The following is an 18359-nucleotide window of genomic DNA, read 5'->3' as shown; positions in this document are numbered from 1 at the left end:
TATGACACTCCTATCCTTGTTCGGATTTCAGTCCTGTGGTAATGAGGAAGAACAATTCCAACTTATTGAATTGGAAACGACAGGAGTATCATTGAAATTGCAGAACAATGCAGTTTCATTATATGGCGATATTCCTTCCGCTGAAAACGAACTGACTTTTGTTGCGGTAGGCAAGAATGCGAATTTAGGTTTTCTCTATGATTTTCAGATTGGAGACGAAGTATATCATATCAATAAAGATGAGTATGACAATCCTGATCACAACGTAGCTGTATCAGGAGAATGGGGATGTGTTGAACTGATCAACTCCAACCCTTATACAACAAAGATTGTGATTACAGAAAACAACTCTGCCAAGGATCGCGAGTTTAGGCTGCGATTTGGGGGAGTCTATATAACCGCATGGGTTACTATTATCCAAAAGGGGAACGTTTCAAACGAAAATGTCAAATGGGATAACATCGTATGCAATCAGTTGTCTTCAAACGAGTTGTTTATAGGCAACCAATATCTTGGTATCCAAAATTGGGATTGTATCGGCAATCCTCCTCAGATTTACCCATCTGCGGTTTTTCCAGAGACAACTTTTGCTAAGTCTTTTGACAAAGAAGTGAATGAAGCTAAAAGACCAATATCACTCTATACTGATTTCAGCAATCCGTTTGTATCGACAATCAAACAGCCTTCTGGAGTAGCATATCAGCATTTTGTGAAAGATTTGATTAAATCTGAGGAATATGAAAGCAACAAGCAACCCCATTTACATTTGTATAGACTTGCAAATATAAGCTCTGTTGAAAACCTATCAAAGATTTTTCCTGATAATGGAAAACTTGCAAAATCTTTGGAAGATATAGTCAAGCAGAAGGTGAATGCGGAGCATTTTCAGAATTGGATTGTTGGTGAAGTCGTGTTCAAGGGATTTTCAGTAACAATGGATACTCCGGGACAAAAGGGACTGTTTGAGAACAGTAATATCCAAACGAAAGGGTTGGTTTATCTAAGAAGTATGACCTATGGAGCTACTGCCTATTTTATAATGGGCAGCAATCTACCTTATGACGAAGTAAAGACGCTCTTATCAACTCCATCTGTTGTGGATAATGCAAAAGAAAAACTATCCAAATCAGCCATTATTCTTATCTCAAATTCTTCGATTGACCAGAATGCGGCTTTATCGACATCGTTTGAAGCACTAAATGCTTTTATCGAAGCCCCTTATACAAAAGGGAGCTATGGTTATCCAATCTATTGCACGGGTTGCTACCTTGATGACAATAGATTTTTCCATTTCAACGAACTAAATGAGTAACTATAAACTATTTATAAACAATGAAAATCAACAAATTCTTTTATTATGTAATTATGATTGTGGCAGTTGTGCTGATCACATCATGTTCAGAAGAACTCGAACCAGCAATGCCGTCATCGGATATTTCTTTGACTTCAAGAACGTCTGAGACACAACAAGGCAAAGGAAGGTTCGATGAAGAATCTTTCAAATGGGATTATTCGTTCTCAACGGATTCCATCCAAGAAAATGAAGGCCTGACTATCTACCCGGTGGAAGTCGTTGAGCCAGCTAACGCACAAAGTAGATCGACTAATGGTGGAAGAATACCAAACCGACCTGGGAATGGAGGAACAGGAAATCATAGACCAAGTACGGGTACTTCAACATCAACAGACCAAATGCTTCTTATTGATCCCAATATAGTCTATGTAGGAGCGGCCTTCCCTGAATCAACGTTTGCCAAGGATTATTCTAAAGAGCTCGTATATCCACGGAATCCAATAGATGTATATACCAATTTCCCAGACCCTTATATTGGAGAAATTACCAAGGAAACGGGAGCCCTTGGATATAAAAAATTTATGAAGGAAGTCATAAGATCCTCTGAGTACAAGAATTTTATACAAGGAGGTAGCCGGGAAGGACTGGATTTCCAATGTACTGAAGTTTTTTCTTATTCGGATATAGAAAAAGCCTTGTCTTCAAATGCAGGCTTTGCAAAAATATTTTCTGCAAAAGTGCAGAGCAGTTCAAAAAAGACAAATATAAAAAGTCGTCTATTTGCTCAACTTATATCGCGTAATTTCACGGTAACAATGGATGTGCCAGTTAAAGGATTCTTTAAGGATAAATCTCATGATACGGGAGCTGAAAACCCGGTATATATCAGATCTCTTTCTTATGGGAAAATGGCAATAATGGCTATTGAAAGTGAATATACATTTGAAGAAGTAAAAAAAGCTATTGAAGCCGGTGTTAAGTTCAATCTCTTTTCAGGAGGTGCTAACTTCACGGCTAAGGATAAAGAAATTCTACAGAAATCAACATGTACTATCTGTGTGATTTCCGATGAATCAACAATAACGCAATATTTTGACTCGTTTGATAAGATTAAGGATATATTTAAAATATCTTATTCTGAAAATCATTATGGTTTACCTATATATTGCAAGGGTTTCTATACAAAAGATAATTCTATATTCACAGTAACAACCTCGGGAATAGGATCAGGCAGTCGTCCAGGAGCTGGCACAAGACCCGGGAGACCTGGAGGTACAGGTAGACACTAATTGTGGCATAATTTACATAGAAAAATAAACACTGCAATTCATAAATAACCTTCACGATTATTCTTTTTTTCGTGAAGGTTACTTTTATTATAATATAGTCTCACCAATTTATATTTCAAATTAATTTAATAAGAATATGATACGAGACAAGATGTCTCAACAATATTGGCAATATTACAATACATGTATTTTTTATTCTTTTTTCGTTCGCAAAGATTACTGAAATTGGATATGAAATCATTATATTAATCTTCAATGGTTCGGCGGCTCACAGGTTTTCCATAGAACCGCGTCCGAAAATTGCGGTATGGCGTGACACGCATACGCGCCTCACGCCCCACCGTTTTTTCAGTCAAACCATTCCGGGTTATCCTCTTTGAGTTCCTTTATCAGTTCATCATCGGGCAGACGGAGGTTGCTGTCGGCAGTATAGAAGAAAATATCTTCATCTATCTTTTCAGCCTCCTTGTCGGCGAAGCCGTCCGAGCCGTCGCTTGCAGGATAAGGCATGAGCGCGTCAAGCAGACGTGTTCCGGCGATTATCAAATTTTCGCCCTCATTACTTTTCACGACACGGCAAGTATAATTCTCGCCCCTGTAGTTGATTTCAGTTGTAGTCATTTTGAGTTTCTTGTTGTGCCGCTGCGCCGAGGTCGGACGCAGCAGCGGTTAATAAATCAGTCAATATCAGTGCCTATAAAGTGTTCATCATCTATCAGCGAATAGTAATAGCCGTTGCCACAGCCCCGGTATTCCTTGCTGAACCCAGCCATGACATCTCCTTTGCGATAGTAGTTGTCATCTTTATCAGCAATATCTATCCATAGGCTTCCGTCATATCCACGAAAGTCGAATCTGTACGAATGGTATTCCCTCCGTTCCATAAGAGCCTTGCGAAACTCGCCGACAGCCCACGGCGCATATCGCTCAATGGCTTTAAGGGAGATAATCTCTCCGTCAATGCGGGTGCCGGTAGTCAATCGGTTTTCGTAACAGCCCTTTGTAGGGTCTGCTGCGAGGCACTTGCGCACGAAAGCTGAGGGAAAGGTGGCACGGGCAGCATAACGCTTGAACTTTGCTACCGTATCGGTTTCGTTACGTTGCTCCTTCTCTATGCCGTGCCAACTCTCCACAACGCCAAGCGGTATGGCGTAACCACGCTTACGAGAGCGTGGTGCGAACTCGCATACATTACCCTGTGCCGACAGGAACAGTCGTTTACGCTCCCTGCCTTTATCGGTCGTTATTGTGTATAATCCCGAATTGCGGTTTATAATTTCCGCTACTGTTTGATAGTCCATGATTTCAGTCCTTGATTTTTTGAATTGATTTAATCTCTGTTTCGGGGTGAGACGGGAAAGACCAGTCCACATCTTCATCAGGGAGTGTTGAATGTATGTTGCCACCGAGAACCAATCCGCACTGCTCGATTACATTGCTTTCAGCCTCGCTTACACTGTCGGCTTCCACATCGAAATAGCCGTTGAAGACAAGTTGTGTCTGTACTCTGTATTTTGCCATAATTCCTTATTGTGAGTTGTTTAATCATTTTCCCTTTTGTGAGGCTCTTTTGAGCCTACCGGCAGGGATTGCCGTTTTTCGTGCGCATCCGCCACTGCGTCCAAAAGGATGAATAAGGCAAGTGTGCAGTCAGAGGGCACGGACGGAATACCCAATTTTTACATGAAAATTGTGGAAGGCTGCCGTCAAGCCCTCCGACCGCAAGCGCAGCGTCACTTGACGTTTCAACCGGGCGCAGTAACTTTCGCACGGAAATACGCAAGCCTGCCGTGCCTCAAATTGCAACAGGGACTGTCCCGATCATAATCTTGCAGCCCCAGTCCTCCAAACATCAACAGTTTTATATAAGCCTTCATATACAAGGACACCGATGCGAAAGCCGACACTTGTTGCGGCTCTGGCGTTGGTGTCCTTTCCGGCGATGCCGGATAGATGTCTGCGACAATCGTATGGATTGCTTGGTGTCGTCTGACACGGAGCAAGCCTTACGGCCTCAATCTCCCAAGGTAGGCACGCTGACGCCCGGCGCCACATGTAATATGGCTCGTCGGGTGTGCGGGCCGTCACTGCGCAGCAACAGTTTTCAAAGATTCCGGATTGTCAGCCATAAGTGACAACCTATGGCCGACTTAATCCGGACCGGTCTACAATTTGCAGACAAATATTCAGTTAGCAAAGCAGTCTGCCGAAGACAGGTGTCGATGTGAAAGCCATTGAAGAGGAGCAATGCGGAACCTCGATGGCTTTGTCATCGGCAGCGTACACCGGTTATGCCATCATTTTCTCCATACCATACGACCGCAAATGCTCGGTGTATTTACACGGAGTATTTCGGTCACCGCGATTTTTCCCGATACCGCGCAATAACGCCCGACGCCATAAACATATGGATCGCCGGGCGCATACAGCCAGCTTTTAACAAGGCTTATTTGTCATAAACTCCACACTCGTATTCTCATCGTTTAGCCGCTTTCTTCGGGAGTGCCCAGCCTCGCTGTTTAGCTACCTCGACGTTGAATTTATACCAGACATCTTCATCAAGGAACTCGAAGTGCATTGTACCTTTCTTGAAAGCCTTGCACCTGAAAAAGCCCCAGTTAAACCATTCTCCCCATGCCTCCTTATCGTGGTGGGCATATCTCAGTCCTCCGACGCAATCATAGTTCGTGCCGGTCACATAGCACAAGGCTTTGCATACGTCCTCCATTTTTTCCGCGCTCCACCCCTCAATCTGAACAAAGGGGTACGCCTCTTTCCCTTTCTTTGTGATGTTCATGTAATAGCCGCTGCCGTGGCTCACGTATCTGTCACGATAGCCATTACACATATATGGGACTATAAATTTCCTGTTCACCATGTAATCGGAGTTCGTTTTCCACTTTTCTCCGGCTGTGCTGTTTTCTGCCGAGAAAGAGCATATAAGGTCGAAAGCCTCCAATAATGCCGTGTTCATCCTCTGTCCGTTGGTCTGTATTACAAGGTCTATGACACGGTAGATGTTGAACATGGTAAACGGCACGCTCTCCTGCTGCTCGATGAACTTGTTAATCTGCTCACGAAGCTGTTTGGTGGCATATTTCTTCATGTTCATTTTCTTGAATATGATACGCCAATAGTATTTCTGCAAACTCTTCTTATACTGCTGGTGTGAAATCTCAACACCACGGCTGTCATACCCTCCTGTCATGGTTCCGAATTTTATGGGAATATAGTCATATTCGTCCGAATCCGGGAATTTAGCCATTTCATTTATCCTTTCGGCGGCTTCAAGGGTATCGTCGAAGAGCTTTACAGCGGTGACATATCGGTTAACGATGTCACGAATTACATTGTACTGCATTAACCCTTCCTGTCCGTTACAGTCGGCTGTATCCTCATCTTCCTGCGAGAAGAAATATCCCGAAAACTCATTTTCTCCGACCCCTTCCTTGTATAGCTTGACAAGAGAGACGGTTACGTCAGTCCTGCGTTCGGCTGTCGAGAACACATCACCGAGATATTCCTCACGACCATGCAGGTCTATAATCTCAATCAGCTTCTCCTTAACTGAATCAGTGCGCCATCCGTTAGATACGCTGTGTGAGTTGCATAGGGCTATCACAGTACATCCGGCAGGGGCTATGTCGAAAGCATGGAGAATGTGTTTCGCACCCTCGCTGAACGGCGGGTTCATCACTATATAATCCACATGGCTCACATCTTCGGACTTAAGGGAGAGGAAATCATCGGCGATTATATCGCACTTTCCATTGAGAAGTTTCCTCAGATGCGGGTCATTCTCACAGGCGATGACCTCTTTTGCTCCATGAGCTTTCAGCCAGTCCACGATGTTTCCTTTTCCTGCGGACGGTTCCAGTACGGTCTTGTTCAGGATATACTCGCTCATCATCATTTTCTCGATTACCTCTGTGGGGGTCGGGTAGAAATCTGCGTTTTCAGTAAAAATGTTCATAGCTTTTGTCTTGAAATGTAGTTTTGTAATCAATTTCCCTTTTGTAAGGCTCTTTGAGCCTACCGGCAGGGATTGCCGTTTTTCGTGCGCATCCGCCACTGCGTCCAAAAGGGTGAATAAGGCAAGTGTGCAGTCTGAGGGCACGGACGGAATACCCAATTTTTGCATGAAAATTGTGGAAGGCTGCCGTCAAAGCCCTCCGACCGCAAGCGCAGCGTCACTTGACGTTTCAACCGGGCGCAGTAACTTTCGCACGGAAATACGCAAGCCTGCCGCGCCTCAAATTGCAACAGGGACTGTCCCGAGCATAATCTTACAGCACCCAGCTCTCCAAATATCAACAGATTGATACAAGCCTCCATATACAAGGGCACCGACGCGAAAGCCGACACTTGTTGCGGCTCTGGCGTTGGTGTCCGTTCCGGCGATGCCGGACAGATGTCTGCGACAATCGTATGGATTGCTTGGTGTCGCCTGACACGGAGCAAGCCTTACGGCCTCAATCTCCCGAGGTAGGCACGCTGACGCCCGGCGCCACATGTAATATGGCTCGTCGGGTGTGCGGGCCGTCATTGCGCAGCAACAGTTTTCAAAGATTCCGGATTGTCAGCCATAAGTGACAACCTATGGCCGACAAACTACAGGCAGATATTCCGGGAAGGCGGTTTTGCGGAGTGAGCGGAGCAAAACCGCCCCGACCCGTCACGGGCTGGAGCGGATGACATTTCAAGAACTCAAAAATGGGTTCGTGAGCCGACTGACGATATTGTTTTCATTGGCAACGAGCAAGGGATGTCGCTCCGGCTTGCTCGTTGCTTATGTATAGTGGGGTTAGGCAGCGTCCTCTGAATCGGGAGCTGTTGCCTCGGGCTGTATGGCTTCTGCCTCGACCGCTTCGGTGGCTGTTTCGGGTTCTGCCGTTGCCTCGGTTTCGTTGGCAGTAGAGGCTTTGATTACTGCAATGCGCTCGGCAAGTCGCTTGTGGCGCTTCTCGTAGGTCTCGTTGTAGCCTCGCTCTATCTCGGCAAGTTCCTCCGGCATGTGCTTACGGGCATAGTCAAGCAAGAGAGTTGCGGTCTGATTTGAGCCGAAAGCCTCCTTGAAATTGTAGAGCAACCAATCACGCCGGATTATAGCCTTGGTCTTGGCGTTGAGATTGGCGACTACCTCCATTTAATCTGCGTCGGAGAGGTGGCAGTGATTGGTGGGATTGATGCCAAGAGCCTCGATGTTGACCTTTCGGATTTGGGATAGCATGAAATAATACAACATGCGGTCTTCGTCTGCGCCGAACTTGGTGCCGGTGGTATCAACCGACAATATACGCTTTTTGGTGTCGGTCACGGTCTTTTCAAGGGCGATTTCCTTGTTGCGTTGGTCTTTCTTTTCCAGTTCGGCTATCTGTGCTTCGGGAGTGCCGTCCTGCTTTTTGGTATCTTCAGTGTGCCGATTTACGGAATAACCGATTGTGACATCATTTTGGGTTATGTAGATTTTGAGAGTGATTTCTCCTGCCTCGAGGCGAGAGTCGATAGTGTCACGTTCCTCGGTGTATTTGGCGAGGTCGGTTTGGTATTTCTCCATATCCTCGGCATATTCCTCGGGGGTGTCGCAGTCAGCCTCGGAAGGAGCGACAGGCTCGGTGGGAAACGCCGTCGGCAAATAAGCCTCGGATACTTCATAGCCCATTTCGGTCAGTCGCTCTACTACGGCTTCGTTGTAGGAATAGTTGTTGTAGGTGATTTCTGCAGTCGGATACTGACCTATCAGGGAAAGTACGGACGCAAAAATGTGGGCGTTGTTCTTTTCTGCCAGGCATGGGCGGTTGGCACATCTGCCCTCGTCTCCGTCCTATACGATTAGAAGGAGATTGCAGGTGTTATGGGGGCAGTTGGCACACGCCGACTTGTCGAACTTATAGTTTCGGAGGTTGGCAGTGTAGTCTCGTTCGATGTTCCTTGCCACCTCGGAGGCTTTGAGACCTCTCCATGAACGATAGCTGTCGTTGTCAAAGTATGAGTTATATACCTCACGCTGAATATCCTCGGAATAACGGCATATCTCGGTTGCCACGCTTATGGTTATTTCATCAGCGTCAAGCATTTCTGCAAGTTCGGGAATGAGGGCAGAGAATTTGAGGCGAGTGCGGATATAAGCCTCCGACTTGCCGAACTGCACCGAAAGCGACTGCACATCGTGGCGTCCGCTTGCCAACAGACGCTGATAGGCGTTGGCTTCCTCAATAGGGGTAATGTCGGTGCGTTGCAGATTCTCGGCAATAGCCATTTCCTCGGCTTCTTCCTCCGTGACATGGTGGATAGTAGCCGGAATATCCACCTTGTCGGCTATGAGTGAGGCGCGGTATCTGCGCTCCCCATAGATGATTTCGTAATGGTCGGCTTCTTCAAGGGGTCGCAGACCGATGGCCTGCAACACACCCTGCTGCCGTATGCTGTCGGCAAGTTCGCCGAGGGCAACGTCATCGAAATGACGGCGAGGGTTGAACGAATTGGGCTTGATGTTGGCGAGAGCCACGATTGTGGCGTTTACAGCGTTTGCTGACTGAATGGCGGTTGTCTCCATAATTCTTTGATTTTATAGTTCTTTGAAATGTTTTGGATTTTAATTTGTCAGAGTATCATCACTTGGCAGTCAACGACATCGGAAGGCAGACCGAAAGCCGGACAATGTGTGAAATAGGGGCTACATTCTCCCTATTGTGTGTCGGGAGCGCAGACGGTGGTTACATTGTTGACCTCGCACCACTTGTCGGCGATTGCCACATCTTCATCAGTGAGACCGCTTGCGTCTCCGTTAATGAGATAGCATAACGCCCATGTCGGGATTTTTTCGGCAGTAAATTTCATAGTCGTATGTATCAGCCGTGATAGTTAAGGATTGCCCCGATATAGAGTTTTGCACCGATTTGAAGCTCTCCTATTATGCGCATAAGTTGTCGCGACCGCTCGGCTGTTCCCATTCCTTCGGTGAAGTCGGTGACAAAGAGAATGTCAGTGGCGAGAGGATTGACAATAGCCTTTTGCAACTGAAAAGCCGGACCGATATACTTGAATACGTTTGCCTCGTTGATTGCCATAGCCTTGTCATGCAGGGAGCGCACATACTGCCGACACCATTCCGTAAAGCCACCACGATAGGTCAGCGACTCTCCGTCGGGATTGATTGTGAACATACTTGCAGGGAGGGTGCGGTTTACGAGATTGTTGATAACGCTCTTGCGTTCAGACTTCTCGACTTCATCGCAATAGTCGATTGATGCCATTTCCCCTGCTTCCACATGGTCGATGCCGATATAGTTGTCCTCGGCAATCGGACAGTTGGATATTTGAAAAATCAAGCTGTGCATAGTTCTTGAAATGTTTGAGTTTCTAATTCTTTTCCCTTTTGTTTGAAGCCTTTTGGCTTCTCGCGTCCGGGAAATTTTTTCGATACCATTCAAGACGACGGGCACAGGGGGCGTAAGGCAAGTGTGGCAAGTGAAAAAATCGGGAATACCCGATTTGGCACAAATCGCGGAAGGCTGCCGGATTTTTTCATGCCGCCAAGCCGGAGGCGGTCGCTTGCCGTCGGCACCGCCCGCCGTAACTTTGTAACGAAAAATCAACGGACGCGAAAGCCAACGGATATAAAAAAATCCCGATGCTCACGCACCAGGATTCCGGATAGCAAAGAAATTGTCCTATTACAATGGCAGTAAGAAAAGAAAAAGCTATATGGTAGAATAGTCAGGTTAAAGCAGGTTCCTTATTGTGGCAAGTGCATTGCCAGGTATCAGCCTGTCGCTTGACACGAGCTTGAGAGAGAGTTCCGGCAGAAGCCTTATCTCAGGAAGCACGACGGCTTGGTTGGCGAGATAATCTTCGACATCAGTGGATTTCAGCCGTAGTTTCATCGACTTGAACAGAGTGATAAATGTACCCATGAAGCGCCGCTTGGAAGTGACCTCGCATCGGCCGTCCGATGTGATCCAGTGGCGGCAGAGTTCGTGAACAGAGACATCTTTCAGCCGGTTGATTGCCGAGTAACGAAGCACCACATCATAGGTGCGCATCAACTGAATACCCTCGACAACATCAACAGTGGCAAAATATTTCTGCACCGATCTTTTTGAGGAAAGCCATGCCTCTTCCTCGATAATCTCGACCGTGCGGCCACATTCGCAGCATTTCACGAAACGCTCGTTGCCGGAATAGACCGTGCTGTTGCCACAACACATGCACACCGTCACTTTATTGCTCTGTCGTATCGCCATGTATGGCCGGGCCTTGTCAATGACAAGTCGGCAAACATCCTTATCCTTTGAGGGAAGGGATTTATCAAGGCGCGATACCGTAGTCTGGAGAGGGGTAAGTGTCATACCGGTTACTTTTTGCCGGAAGCGGCCTCGAGAGATAGCTTTCGGAATCGTTTGAGCATAGGCTCCAGTTCGAGAGAGGCGCGGCGGGCACGCAGACCGGCGGCCTTGTTGCCCTTTTCAAGCTGGGCGTTGGCATCCTTCAGGAATGAATCTCCGAGCGCGGAGATCTGTCCGATAAGTTCTTTCATCTTATATGTGATTTGAGATGGTTTATAAAATGGGGATTTCAAAAGAGTTAACTACACACTGGGCCTCCTTGTCGAGTATGAACCAGTATTCCGAACGGTAAGGCGAGCCGTCGGCGGTCTTTGCCTCATATTCAATTTTGACTTTCCAGCCGTTGAACGGACGGGGCTTGTCGGCATCGCTGTCGAACGACACAAGGGAACGTATTGCCGACATCGCCGACATCTGACGCTCGACAAGCGAGGTAAGCTCGCTGTTCTCAAAGTCGATTTCACTGAGGTCGCCTGTCTGCGACATCACTTTCTCGTTAATCTTCATCATCGACATGGCGATAGCCATTTTCTCGTCATCGTTGATGTAGTCGCGTCCGAAAACGCTGTCCGGCTTGCTGACCGCCACAATACTAACTGATTCCGGGCAGTCAACGGAGGCATAGAGCGCGGTCTTTGCAACCTCCGGGGCTTTCTTCGCCGGCGAATTACCGGCAAAGAACACATAGGCTATAAGTCCCCACACCACAACGGCACCGCCGAGCAGTATGGCAAGTTTCATCCCCGGCTTCATACCTTGATCACTTTAAGTTTGTCGGGAGATAGGCCGAGACGTTTGCGGTAGATGTGTCCGTCGTCGCCGTAAAGTTCGATTTCCTCGGTTGTTATACCGTTCTCGCAAATCTCGCGTGCCTCCTTCTCAGTGAGAAGATGGCCGCAGATGTTACGCCAGATTACAAACTCGCATTTCGCGTCCTCCTGACGGTAGTTGGAGCAGTTGAACGCCTTAGTGCCGACACGGATTTCGCCGCCGCAGCGGGGGCAGACAGCCACACGTGATTCCATCGACACAGAGCCGTCGGCATTGAGGACAAGCACAGTGGGAAACGATTTCCACTCTTTGCTTGCGAATCCGTCGAGCATTATGCGCCCCTGCGAGAGCAGTTCCGCAATCTCATGGTCGGCCATCTTGCGGTTGCCGATCACACCGTTGATGAACAGACCGCACTTTGGAGCTTCGCCTGTATTGTTCTCGCAGCGATACCCCTTGCAGGTCTTCACCACTTTGCCGCCGCACAGAGGGCAGCGGCCCACTATCTTAGTTTCATTTTCCATTCGTTTGGTTTCTTGATTGATTGTTTATCTGTATTTTATCGTGTTCCACTCCCACACAAGAGTCTCGGCTATCGCCTTGCCCGACATGATGGATGCCCAGCCGTCAGGATCGAGTGAAAACCAGAGGTCGTTCCATGAGAGCGTGCGCACCTGCCATGCAAGCAGCCACAGGTCGGTGTTGATTGTCTCCAGCCGCGTCACCACCTCGTTGGCGATATAATACCGCTCGGCCGAGTTGAGAAGATTGACCTTGTGTTTCTCGGTCTTTCCATCGGCATTAGTGATATCGTAGGAGCCGGAAGTCACGAGCTGCTTCATGAAAGGATAGAGAGCCGCCATCTGTGATGCCGCGTCGGTCAGCTCGTCGGATACGAGGACGGCGATAGCCGTGCCTTTGAGGTGGCCGGGAACGGACTTGCGCAGCAGGTCGCAGTTCTTGGGAATCTCCGTTGCCACCAGTTCTGCGGCCCGCTTTATCTGATAGAGATTCTGCATGGCGCCCTGGGCATTGGAAAGATATTCCAACATCTTGTTCTCGACATTGTGTACACGGTCGAGAGCGAGGGTGACGGCAGTTTCGGCGGCGATTATCTTCTCCTGCGTTGACTTGCGTTTCTTGTGGATGCTTTTCAGTTCCTCGGTCTGGAGTATCACAGCCGCCGTCAGTGTCGGGTCGGTCTGCTGCGCCCGGACCTGAACGATGCCGCAGAGCAGCATGGCCGAGAGGGAGAATAGAAATGTCTTTGTTTTCCTGTTCATAATCATTCACATTTTGAGACCGGAGGCACGCCGTCCGGCAAGGTTTTCGTCACGGTCAAGTTTTGAAGGGAGAATCTTCGGCTCGATACGCTTGTTGAGCAGACAGTCGTTCCAATCCTTGAAATCGGCCGGAGGCTGCCACTGCCCCATGCGGTAGCGTAGGGTGATGTGCCGTCCGACCTCGCTGTATATCGACCTGTCAGGGTCAACTGTGAAGCTCTTGCCGTCCGCTTCCATGAGAAGTCCGTCATCGGTCTTGCGTACCTTCATCTGTATCTTCTCCATAAGCCCCATTAGGCGCAGCCCGTAGATACGCCCGGCAATGTCGTTGTCGAAGCAGTCGAAAGCCCTCGCGTTGGGAAACCGCTCCATGGTGCGGATTATCTGCCCGTCGGAGAAGGTGCCTCCGAGAGACACTATCGCCGCGCTGTCACCGAGGCGCAGGCGGTTGAGCTGATAAAAGGCCATGGCGTCGAAAGCAGACTCGCAGAAGAACACATTGCGGACAAGTCCGTTCCTGCCGTCAGAAAGGTCGGTCACCCAAGCGGCGGAAGATGAATTAGTGCCCGCCGCCTTTGACTTGTATCCACCCGTCCCCCTTATCTCATAACCTCGCACGGTGTCGTCGAACGCCTCGGTATATGGAAATCCCACGTTATAGCCGTCGAAGCTGGCGTTGCGGGTGTCTCGGATAAGCGTTATGAATGGGGCGAAGCGGCGTACCGTCTTGTCGGAAATGCCACGCTGCCGGAACAGCCCGGGCGGACGGTCGGGGTCGAGAGGCTTGACCTCGTAGCGACCGGGGTCGAACTCACGGTGCGCCCCCGCCGACCTGACATATTCCCGGTCCTCACGGTATTCAGGCTCCGGCATATTGGCGAAGCGGGCCATGACTTTGGCAATCTTCTCCCATTCTGTCTTGCCGGTTACGAAGAAAGCGTCAAGATTCTCCTTAATCAGAGTGACGACATCCCCTTTGGAGCCGTCGCGCCTGAAGAAAGTCTGCCACGCCTTGTCACGCGGATGACTCACTATTATGGTGTCACGTTTGCCGGTGCCCTCGCCGAGCACAAGCTCGATGTATCTGCCCACCCCTGCCTTTCGGTCGAGGCGGTATCCGAGGGAGTATGCCACGTCGTCGATGCCGACACGTGATTTGAGGTCACGGAAATTAATCTTGTGGTCGCCGTTCGCCATAGTCAGACTATCGAGAGTGATTTGGAAGCGCCGCGGTCGATGCCGGCGATTTCCGATTCATAATTCTTGCGTATTGTATTGCCGAGAAATACATCTTTCTCCCGCTGGTCGGTCATGCGGAAATAGAGTTGTGCCGTTGACCGCTCGATAGGCTTCATGCCGAGATCGACACCGTTGTACGAGGCGCGAACGGCATAGTCGCCGGAGCGTGTCTTGATTATCGCCGCGTTCTTGAACGGGCAGACCTCTTCCGACATCGGTGCGAGCCACGGATCGTTCTTTGCCAGATAAGGCTGTTCGCCCAGGGCGAGACGCTGCGTGTCAACACGGTCGAGTATCATTTCTGAAGCCTTGTTGACATCTGCCATGACCGAAACGATAAATTTCGGCTCCTGTTTCAGCACCCCTATCCATGAGTCGAGATATGCCGCCGAGTTGTCGGTAACTTTGGAATCGAAGCCCATTGAGTGGGAAATCATCGCCGCAGTAAGCTCGGCCACCAGTTCCTCCTTGGCATATTTCGGGTCTCCGAAGCGGCCGCCTGCCTCGCGGTTGAGACGTTCGGGTGTCATGGTGGAGTGTGTCATCTCATTGAGCATCGTGGAATAGAACTCCATGCCGTCGCGGTACACCTCTTCCGGAGTGCTTCCGGTATTGAACTGGGCCTTCATGGGGAGTACAACAATGTCACGGGATGGGGAATAATAGGCCCCGCTCTCTCGTTTGTCGGCCTGTATGGGGCAGAGCCATGACTGTTCGCTTACCATGCGGTCAAGCGCCGGATGGACGTACATCCCCTGAGTGTCGCGCAGCTCCGGCACCTTGAATCTGTCGAGCAGCTTCTGAAGACGCTCGGGCTGCACCTCACGGAAATTGGTCTGGTCGATATTATAGACCGGGAACGCCTTGACGAAAGGTATCACGTCGAGATTCTTGCGCTCCTCCCGGCTCATGGCGCGGTATTCATCCGAGCTGACCTTTCTGCCGTCCTTGTCGCGCACAAGCATATCCCAGTAGATTACAGGGAAAGCCTTTTCGCCTTTGAGGACGTGGGCCTTGAAATTGTGTGCCTGCTTGAATGTCAGGAACACGGGAAGCTCGTAGCCCTGCTGTGCGGTGTAGAGCTGGAGGAAGAAGGAATTGGAACCCGAGTAATTTCGGCCGAGGACATTTTGGGGAAGACCGGCGGAGCGTACCCCGCCGATCCATCCCTGCTGCCAGTCGGAGTCCTTCATGCGCTCCATGCGTTCCACCATCATCTCGGCGAAACGGTCGAGGGCAATCTGGCCCGAATTTCCAGGCCCGTTAGTTCCAAACGCCATATTCCTCGTCATCTATGAGCTGGCGCTCCATCATGTCTATTTCGGTAAGGTCGTTGAAAAACTCCGCCGAGTCGTCGGACGGCTCTGTGCCGTGGGTCTCGCACCATGCGAGATAGTCTTCGGCGCTGTCGGTGTTCATCACGAACTCCAAATGACCGATGCGGCCGTCCTGAAGGAGCTGCACAAGCTCGTCGTATTGTATCTTTGACATATCAGTATGATTTGTGTTGTTGGGTATTGAGATTACATTTTCATTGAGGCAGCCTGTTCCGTCTTCATCGAGGGTGCGGAGAGCATTGTCCTGATTTCGTCGCCGAGATATTTGGCGGCAATCTGCTCGCGTGTGGCAGTCTTGGTCTTGAAGAGCGAGAAGCCGTCGTCGAAGGAGATTTCCTTCTTGGAGGTGCGTCCGTGCTCGCCGAGGTCAGCCGACACCTTCCACAAGCCGTCGGAGCGGTCTTTCGCCACGCGGACGCTCTTGGGGTCAACACCCTCTGGAAGCGAGAACTGCTCGTAGTGGGATTTGAGGTGGAGTCTTTCGCCGAAATTCCTTTCAACGAGCTGGCCGGGTGTCATCACGCGGTCGAAATAGGCATTGAGATCCTGGTGCGATGCGACGGCCGACATCTTCTGTTCGCCGATCTGTGCATAGAACTTGTATTTGCCGAAGTCGGGGCGCTGCTCGTCCTTTTCCTTATAGACATTGAACTTGTCAACGGTCAGTGTACCCTTGTCGGGGCCGGCGATGACATTGGGAAACTGATAGGCGGTTTCCGGCACCTTTGCCATGAGCTTGGTTGGATATAATAGCGCTCCATGAGCTGCGGCACCGTCAGTTCCTTCTTCTGGTAGGCGGCAAGGTCGGCGGGGTCCATCTTCTGCGGTTTGAGCTGCTGTCCGTCGAGCTTTGCGGTGAAATACCAGTCTTCGGGATTGGTCTTACTCTGGTAGGCGTGTCCGTGTGTCACTTTCTCGCCGTTGACCGTCACCATCTGCGGTTCACGGGGCTTGCGTTCCTGCTGCGCCTCGCGGTCGTCGCCGGATTTGACATCGTTCTTCTTCTCTGTCGCAGACTTTTCCTCGACCGCAGCCTTGGCGGTCTTGGCAGGCTCTTCCTGCTGTGCCTTTTCTTTCTTCTTTCTTGGCATATCTGAATCTGTTAATGTGGATTATTCCTTTACCGGGGATTGTCGGATGTGTTTCCTTTTACGGGCATAGGATATGGAGCTGTCAGAGTTTCATACCTGAGCCGCGTTCTTTCTTCCTGTCTGGATCAAGGTGGATGGCGCGTTCCTTGGAGTTATGTTCCACCACTTTCTGATATTCCCAGCGGTTCTTGTCGGTCATTACGAGCCCCATATATTCGGGATGCAGGTCATCATAACGCAGTTTCTGCTGGCGTTCCCATTCCCGGAGGTCGCCTTTGACGATTTTGAAGCCCTGCGGCTCTTTGAGGTCGATGCCGACAGACACCTTCTCTCCGCCGACATTGAGTTCGACCGGTTTACCCTCGCGTATCTGCTGTTTCTGCCGGATGCCGAGTTCGATGTCGTTCACCTTCTCCATATCCTTGAGCTTGCGCTCGATTTCGACTTCGGTAACGCGGCGGTGGATGATAGACTTGGTTTCAGGGTCGAGCTGGAGATACTGCTGGGTCTTCTCTCCGTCAACATCGACGGGGCGTCGAAGCACGTCTCCGTGTTTTAGAGCTTCAAGCTCCTGTGATGTAAGTTTGAGTTCGTTTCCCTTGTCGAGCGACAGCTCTTTCTGTACCGGGTATGCGATGAGAGCTGGGTTCCCCTCCTTGTCGGCGACAAGCTGCAATTTGAGGGGTAATGAGATGGTAGTGCCATTGTGAGCCTTGATTGACACGTTCAATAAAGGCGTCACCTCCCCGCCAAGTAGCTTCTGTTTAATATCTTGCGGCAGTTTATCCGCACTGTCGCGGTCAATGCCGAGCAGTGCCAGCTTTTCATAAGGGAGGTCTTCATGCTGTTTTTTGTTCGGGATTTCCATTTACACGTTTTTGAGGTGATAAATTTGCGGTCTAACCGCTTGTCGGCATCAAAATTATTCCCACATGATTGCTAAATTTGAAATTCCGAACAGTTTTGTTCTATGTGGCTGTATCGTTTTAGCCACATTACCTGCGAGTGCGCAGTTTCACACTATAACCAAGGATACGCCTTTTGACGGTGCAAAAAACACAAAAGAGAGATATATCGCTGAATATAAGCAGACAACGGACACAGCGACATCGACGGAAACATCTGAGAAAAAAGCTGACTTTCCAATCGTGCCAAACAATAAAAATGCCTCATACGCACATCCTGTCACCATTTTCGCCTCTCATAAATCCGAAGAAAACACGGTTGACAGACTGCCTGAGCTTACCATTCCAAATCTCCTTGCCGAGATAAAGCGCAACAACATCAAATATCCTAAAATCGTATTGGCGCAGGCGATACTTGAAACCGGCTGGTTCCGTTCGCCAGTATGCCGCAACAAGCATAATCTGTTCGGTCTCACAAATCCACGGACCGGCAATTACTATGAGTTCGGTCATTGGACTGAATCAGTCCGGGCCTATTATACCAAGGTACAGTACCGCTATAAGGGGGGCAACTATCTTTTATGGCTCAAAAAAATCGGCTATGCCGAAGACCCCGGCTACATCCGCGCCGTCATAAAGGTGCTGAAACAGCTATAATAAACTATTCATGCTCCGATACCGTTAATATTTAACGGTATCGGAGCGTTTTTAAGCCGTAAATTTGTATAAATAGGCTAAAATGACTATCTTTGCCGTGGATTATAAACGCATTGACTATGTTACTACGATTCGCAGCAGACAA

Annotated in this window: 17 protein-coding genes and 3 pseudogenes; 3 read left to right on the top strand and 17 right to left on the bottom strand. The window is 49.3% G+C overall.

Annotated elements, in window-relative coordinates; all coding sequences use genetic code 11:
* The first annotated feature begins 1 nt into the window (after position 1).
* A complete protein-coding gene (locus QGT73_RS02335; RefSeq protein WP_280121247.1) occupies positions 2-1312 on the top strand; it encodes a hypothetical protein in 1311 nt (436 codons plus the stop codon).
* A 20-nt stretch (positions 1313-1332) separates the two neighbouring features.
* Positions 1333-2583: a thiol-activated cytolysin family protein gene (locus tag QGT73_RS02330; protein WP_280121246.1), complete on the top strand. Its 1251-nt coding sequence runs from the start codon at positions 1333-1335 to the stop codon at positions 2581-2583.
* A 348-nt stretch (positions 2584-2931) separates the two neighbouring features.
* Here the strand turns inward: QGT73_RS02330 and QGT73_RS02325 are convergent, their stop codons facing one another.
* The 17 genes and pseudogenes from QGT73_RS02325 to QGT73_RS02235 all read right to left on the bottom strand — a co-directional run bounded on the left by QGT73_RS02325 (position 2932) and on the right by QGT73_RS02235 (position 17520).
* The gene (locus QGT73_RS02325) at positions 2932-3204 is read right to left on the bottom strand and encodes a hypothetical protein (protein ID WP_280121245.1); all 273 of its coding nucleotides are present in this window, start codon (positions 3202-3204) and stop codon (positions 2932-2934) included.
* Positions 3205-3260: 56 nt separating this feature from the next.
* Positions 3261-3884, bottom strand: a complete 624-nt coding sequence (locus QGT73_RS02320) for a hypothetical protein (protein WP_280121244.1) — start codon at positions 3882-3884, stop codon at positions 3261-3263.
* A 4-nt stretch (positions 3885-3888) separates the two neighbouring features.
* The gene (locus QGT73_RS02315; RefSeq protein WP_280121243.1) at positions 3889-4104 is read right to left on the bottom strand and encodes a hypothetical protein; all 216 of its coding nucleotides are present in this window, start codon (positions 4102-4104) and stop codon (positions 3889-3891) included.
* 955 nt (positions 4105-5059) lie between these two features.
* Positions 5060-6556 carry a class I SAM-dependent methyltransferase gene (locus QGT73_RS02310; protein WP_280121242.1) on the bottom strand — a complete coding sequence of 499 codons (1497 nt, stop codon included), beginning with the start codon at positions 6554-6556 and terminating at the stop codon, positions 5060-5062.
* 831 nt (positions 6557-7387) lie between these two features.
* Positions 7388-9139, bottom strand: a pseudogene (locus QGT73_RS17465) (ParB/RepB/Spo0J family partition protein).
* Between the two features lie 47 nt (positions 9140-9186).
* Positions 9187-9423 (bottom strand): annotated as a pseudogene (locus tag QGT73_RS17460) (DUF6926 domain-containing protein).
* Positions 9424-9434: 11 nt separating this feature from the next.
* The gene (locus QGT73_RS02285; protein WP_280121238.1) at positions 9435-9923 is read right to left on the bottom strand and encodes a hypothetical protein; all 489 of its coding nucleotides are present in this window, start codon (positions 9921-9923) and stop codon (positions 9435-9437) included.
* 384 nt (positions 9924-10307) lie between these two features.
* Positions 10308-10934 carry a hypothetical protein gene (locus QGT73_RS02280; RefSeq protein WP_280121237.1) on the bottom strand — a complete coding sequence of 209 codons (627 nt, stop codon included), beginning with the start codon at positions 10932-10934 and terminating at the stop codon, positions 10308-10310.
* A 5-nt stretch (positions 10935-10939) separates the two neighbouring features.
* Complete coding sequence (locus QGT73_RS02275) at positions 10940-11122, bottom strand: histone H1 (protein WP_280121236.1); 183 nt, start codon at positions 11120-11122, stop codon at positions 10940-10942.
* A gap of 22 nt (positions 11123-11144) precedes the next feature.
* The gene (locus QGT73_RS02270; RefSeq protein WP_280121235.1) at positions 11145-11684 is read right to left on the bottom strand and encodes a hypothetical protein; all 540 of its coding nucleotides are present in this window, start codon (positions 11682-11684) and stop codon (positions 11145-11147) included.
* Complete coding sequence (locus QGT73_RS02265; RefSeq protein ID WP_280121234.1) at positions 11681-12226, bottom strand: topoisomerase C-terminal repeat-containing protein; 546 nt, start codon at positions 12224-12226, stop codon at positions 11681-11683. The genes QGT73_RS02270 and QGT73_RS02265 overlap by 4 nt, the downstream gene beginning before the upstream one ends.
* A 24-nt stretch (positions 12227-12250) precedes the next feature.
* Positions 12251-12985 carry a hypothetical protein gene (locus tag QGT73_RS02260; protein ID WP_425278374.1) on the bottom strand — a complete coding sequence of 245 codons (735 nt, stop codon included), beginning with the start codon at positions 12983-12985 and terminating at the stop codon, positions 12251-12253.
* Between the two features lie 6 nt (positions 12986-12991).
* Positions 12992-14182, bottom strand: coding sequence for a toprim domain-containing protein (locus QGT73_RS02255; protein WP_280121233.1), 1191 nt, complete (start codon positions 14180-14182; stop codon positions 12992-12994).
* 2 nt (positions 14183-14184) lie between these two features.
* Positions 14185-15504, bottom strand: a complete 1320-nt coding sequence (locus QGT73_RS02250; protein WP_280121232.1) for an ArdC family protein — start codon at positions 15502-15504, stop codon at positions 14185-14187.
* A complete protein-coding gene (locus QGT73_RS02245) occupies positions 15488-15715 on the bottom strand; it encodes a hypothetical protein (protein ID WP_280121231.1) in 228 nt (75 codons plus the stop codon). The genes QGT73_RS02250 and QGT73_RS02245 overlap by 17 nt, the downstream gene beginning before the upstream one ends.
* A gap of 32 nt (positions 15716-15747) precedes the next feature.
* A pseudogene (locus tag QGT73_RS02240) lies at positions 15748-16661 on the bottom strand (MutS N-terminal domain-containing protein); the annotation flags it as partial.
* A 73-nt stretch (positions 16662-16734) separates the two neighbouring features.
* A complete protein-coding gene (locus tag QGT73_RS02235) occupies positions 16735-17520 on the bottom strand; it encodes a DUF4099 domain-containing protein (RefSeq protein WP_280121230.1) in 786 nt (261 codons plus the stop codon).
* 64 nt (positions 17521-17584) lie between these two features.
* Here QGT73_RS02235 and QGT73_RS02230 point away from each other — a divergent pair, with 64 nt between their 5' ends.
* Positions 17585-18214, top strand: a complete 630-nt coding sequence (locus tag QGT73_RS02230; protein WP_280121229.1) for a glucosaminidase domain-containing protein — start codon at positions 17585-17587, stop codon at positions 18212-18214.
* The last annotated feature ends 145 nt before the right edge of the window (positions 18215-18359 follow it).

This window comes from Duncaniella muricolitica (assembly GCF_910574735.1).
GTDB classification, from domain to species: domain Bacteria; phylum Bacteroidota; class Bacteroidia; order Bacteroidales; family Muribaculaceae; genus Duncaniella; species Duncaniella muricolitica.
The sequence above is the reverse complement of the archived record's forward strand: the minus strand, read 5'-3'. Positions and strand labels throughout refer to the sequence as shown.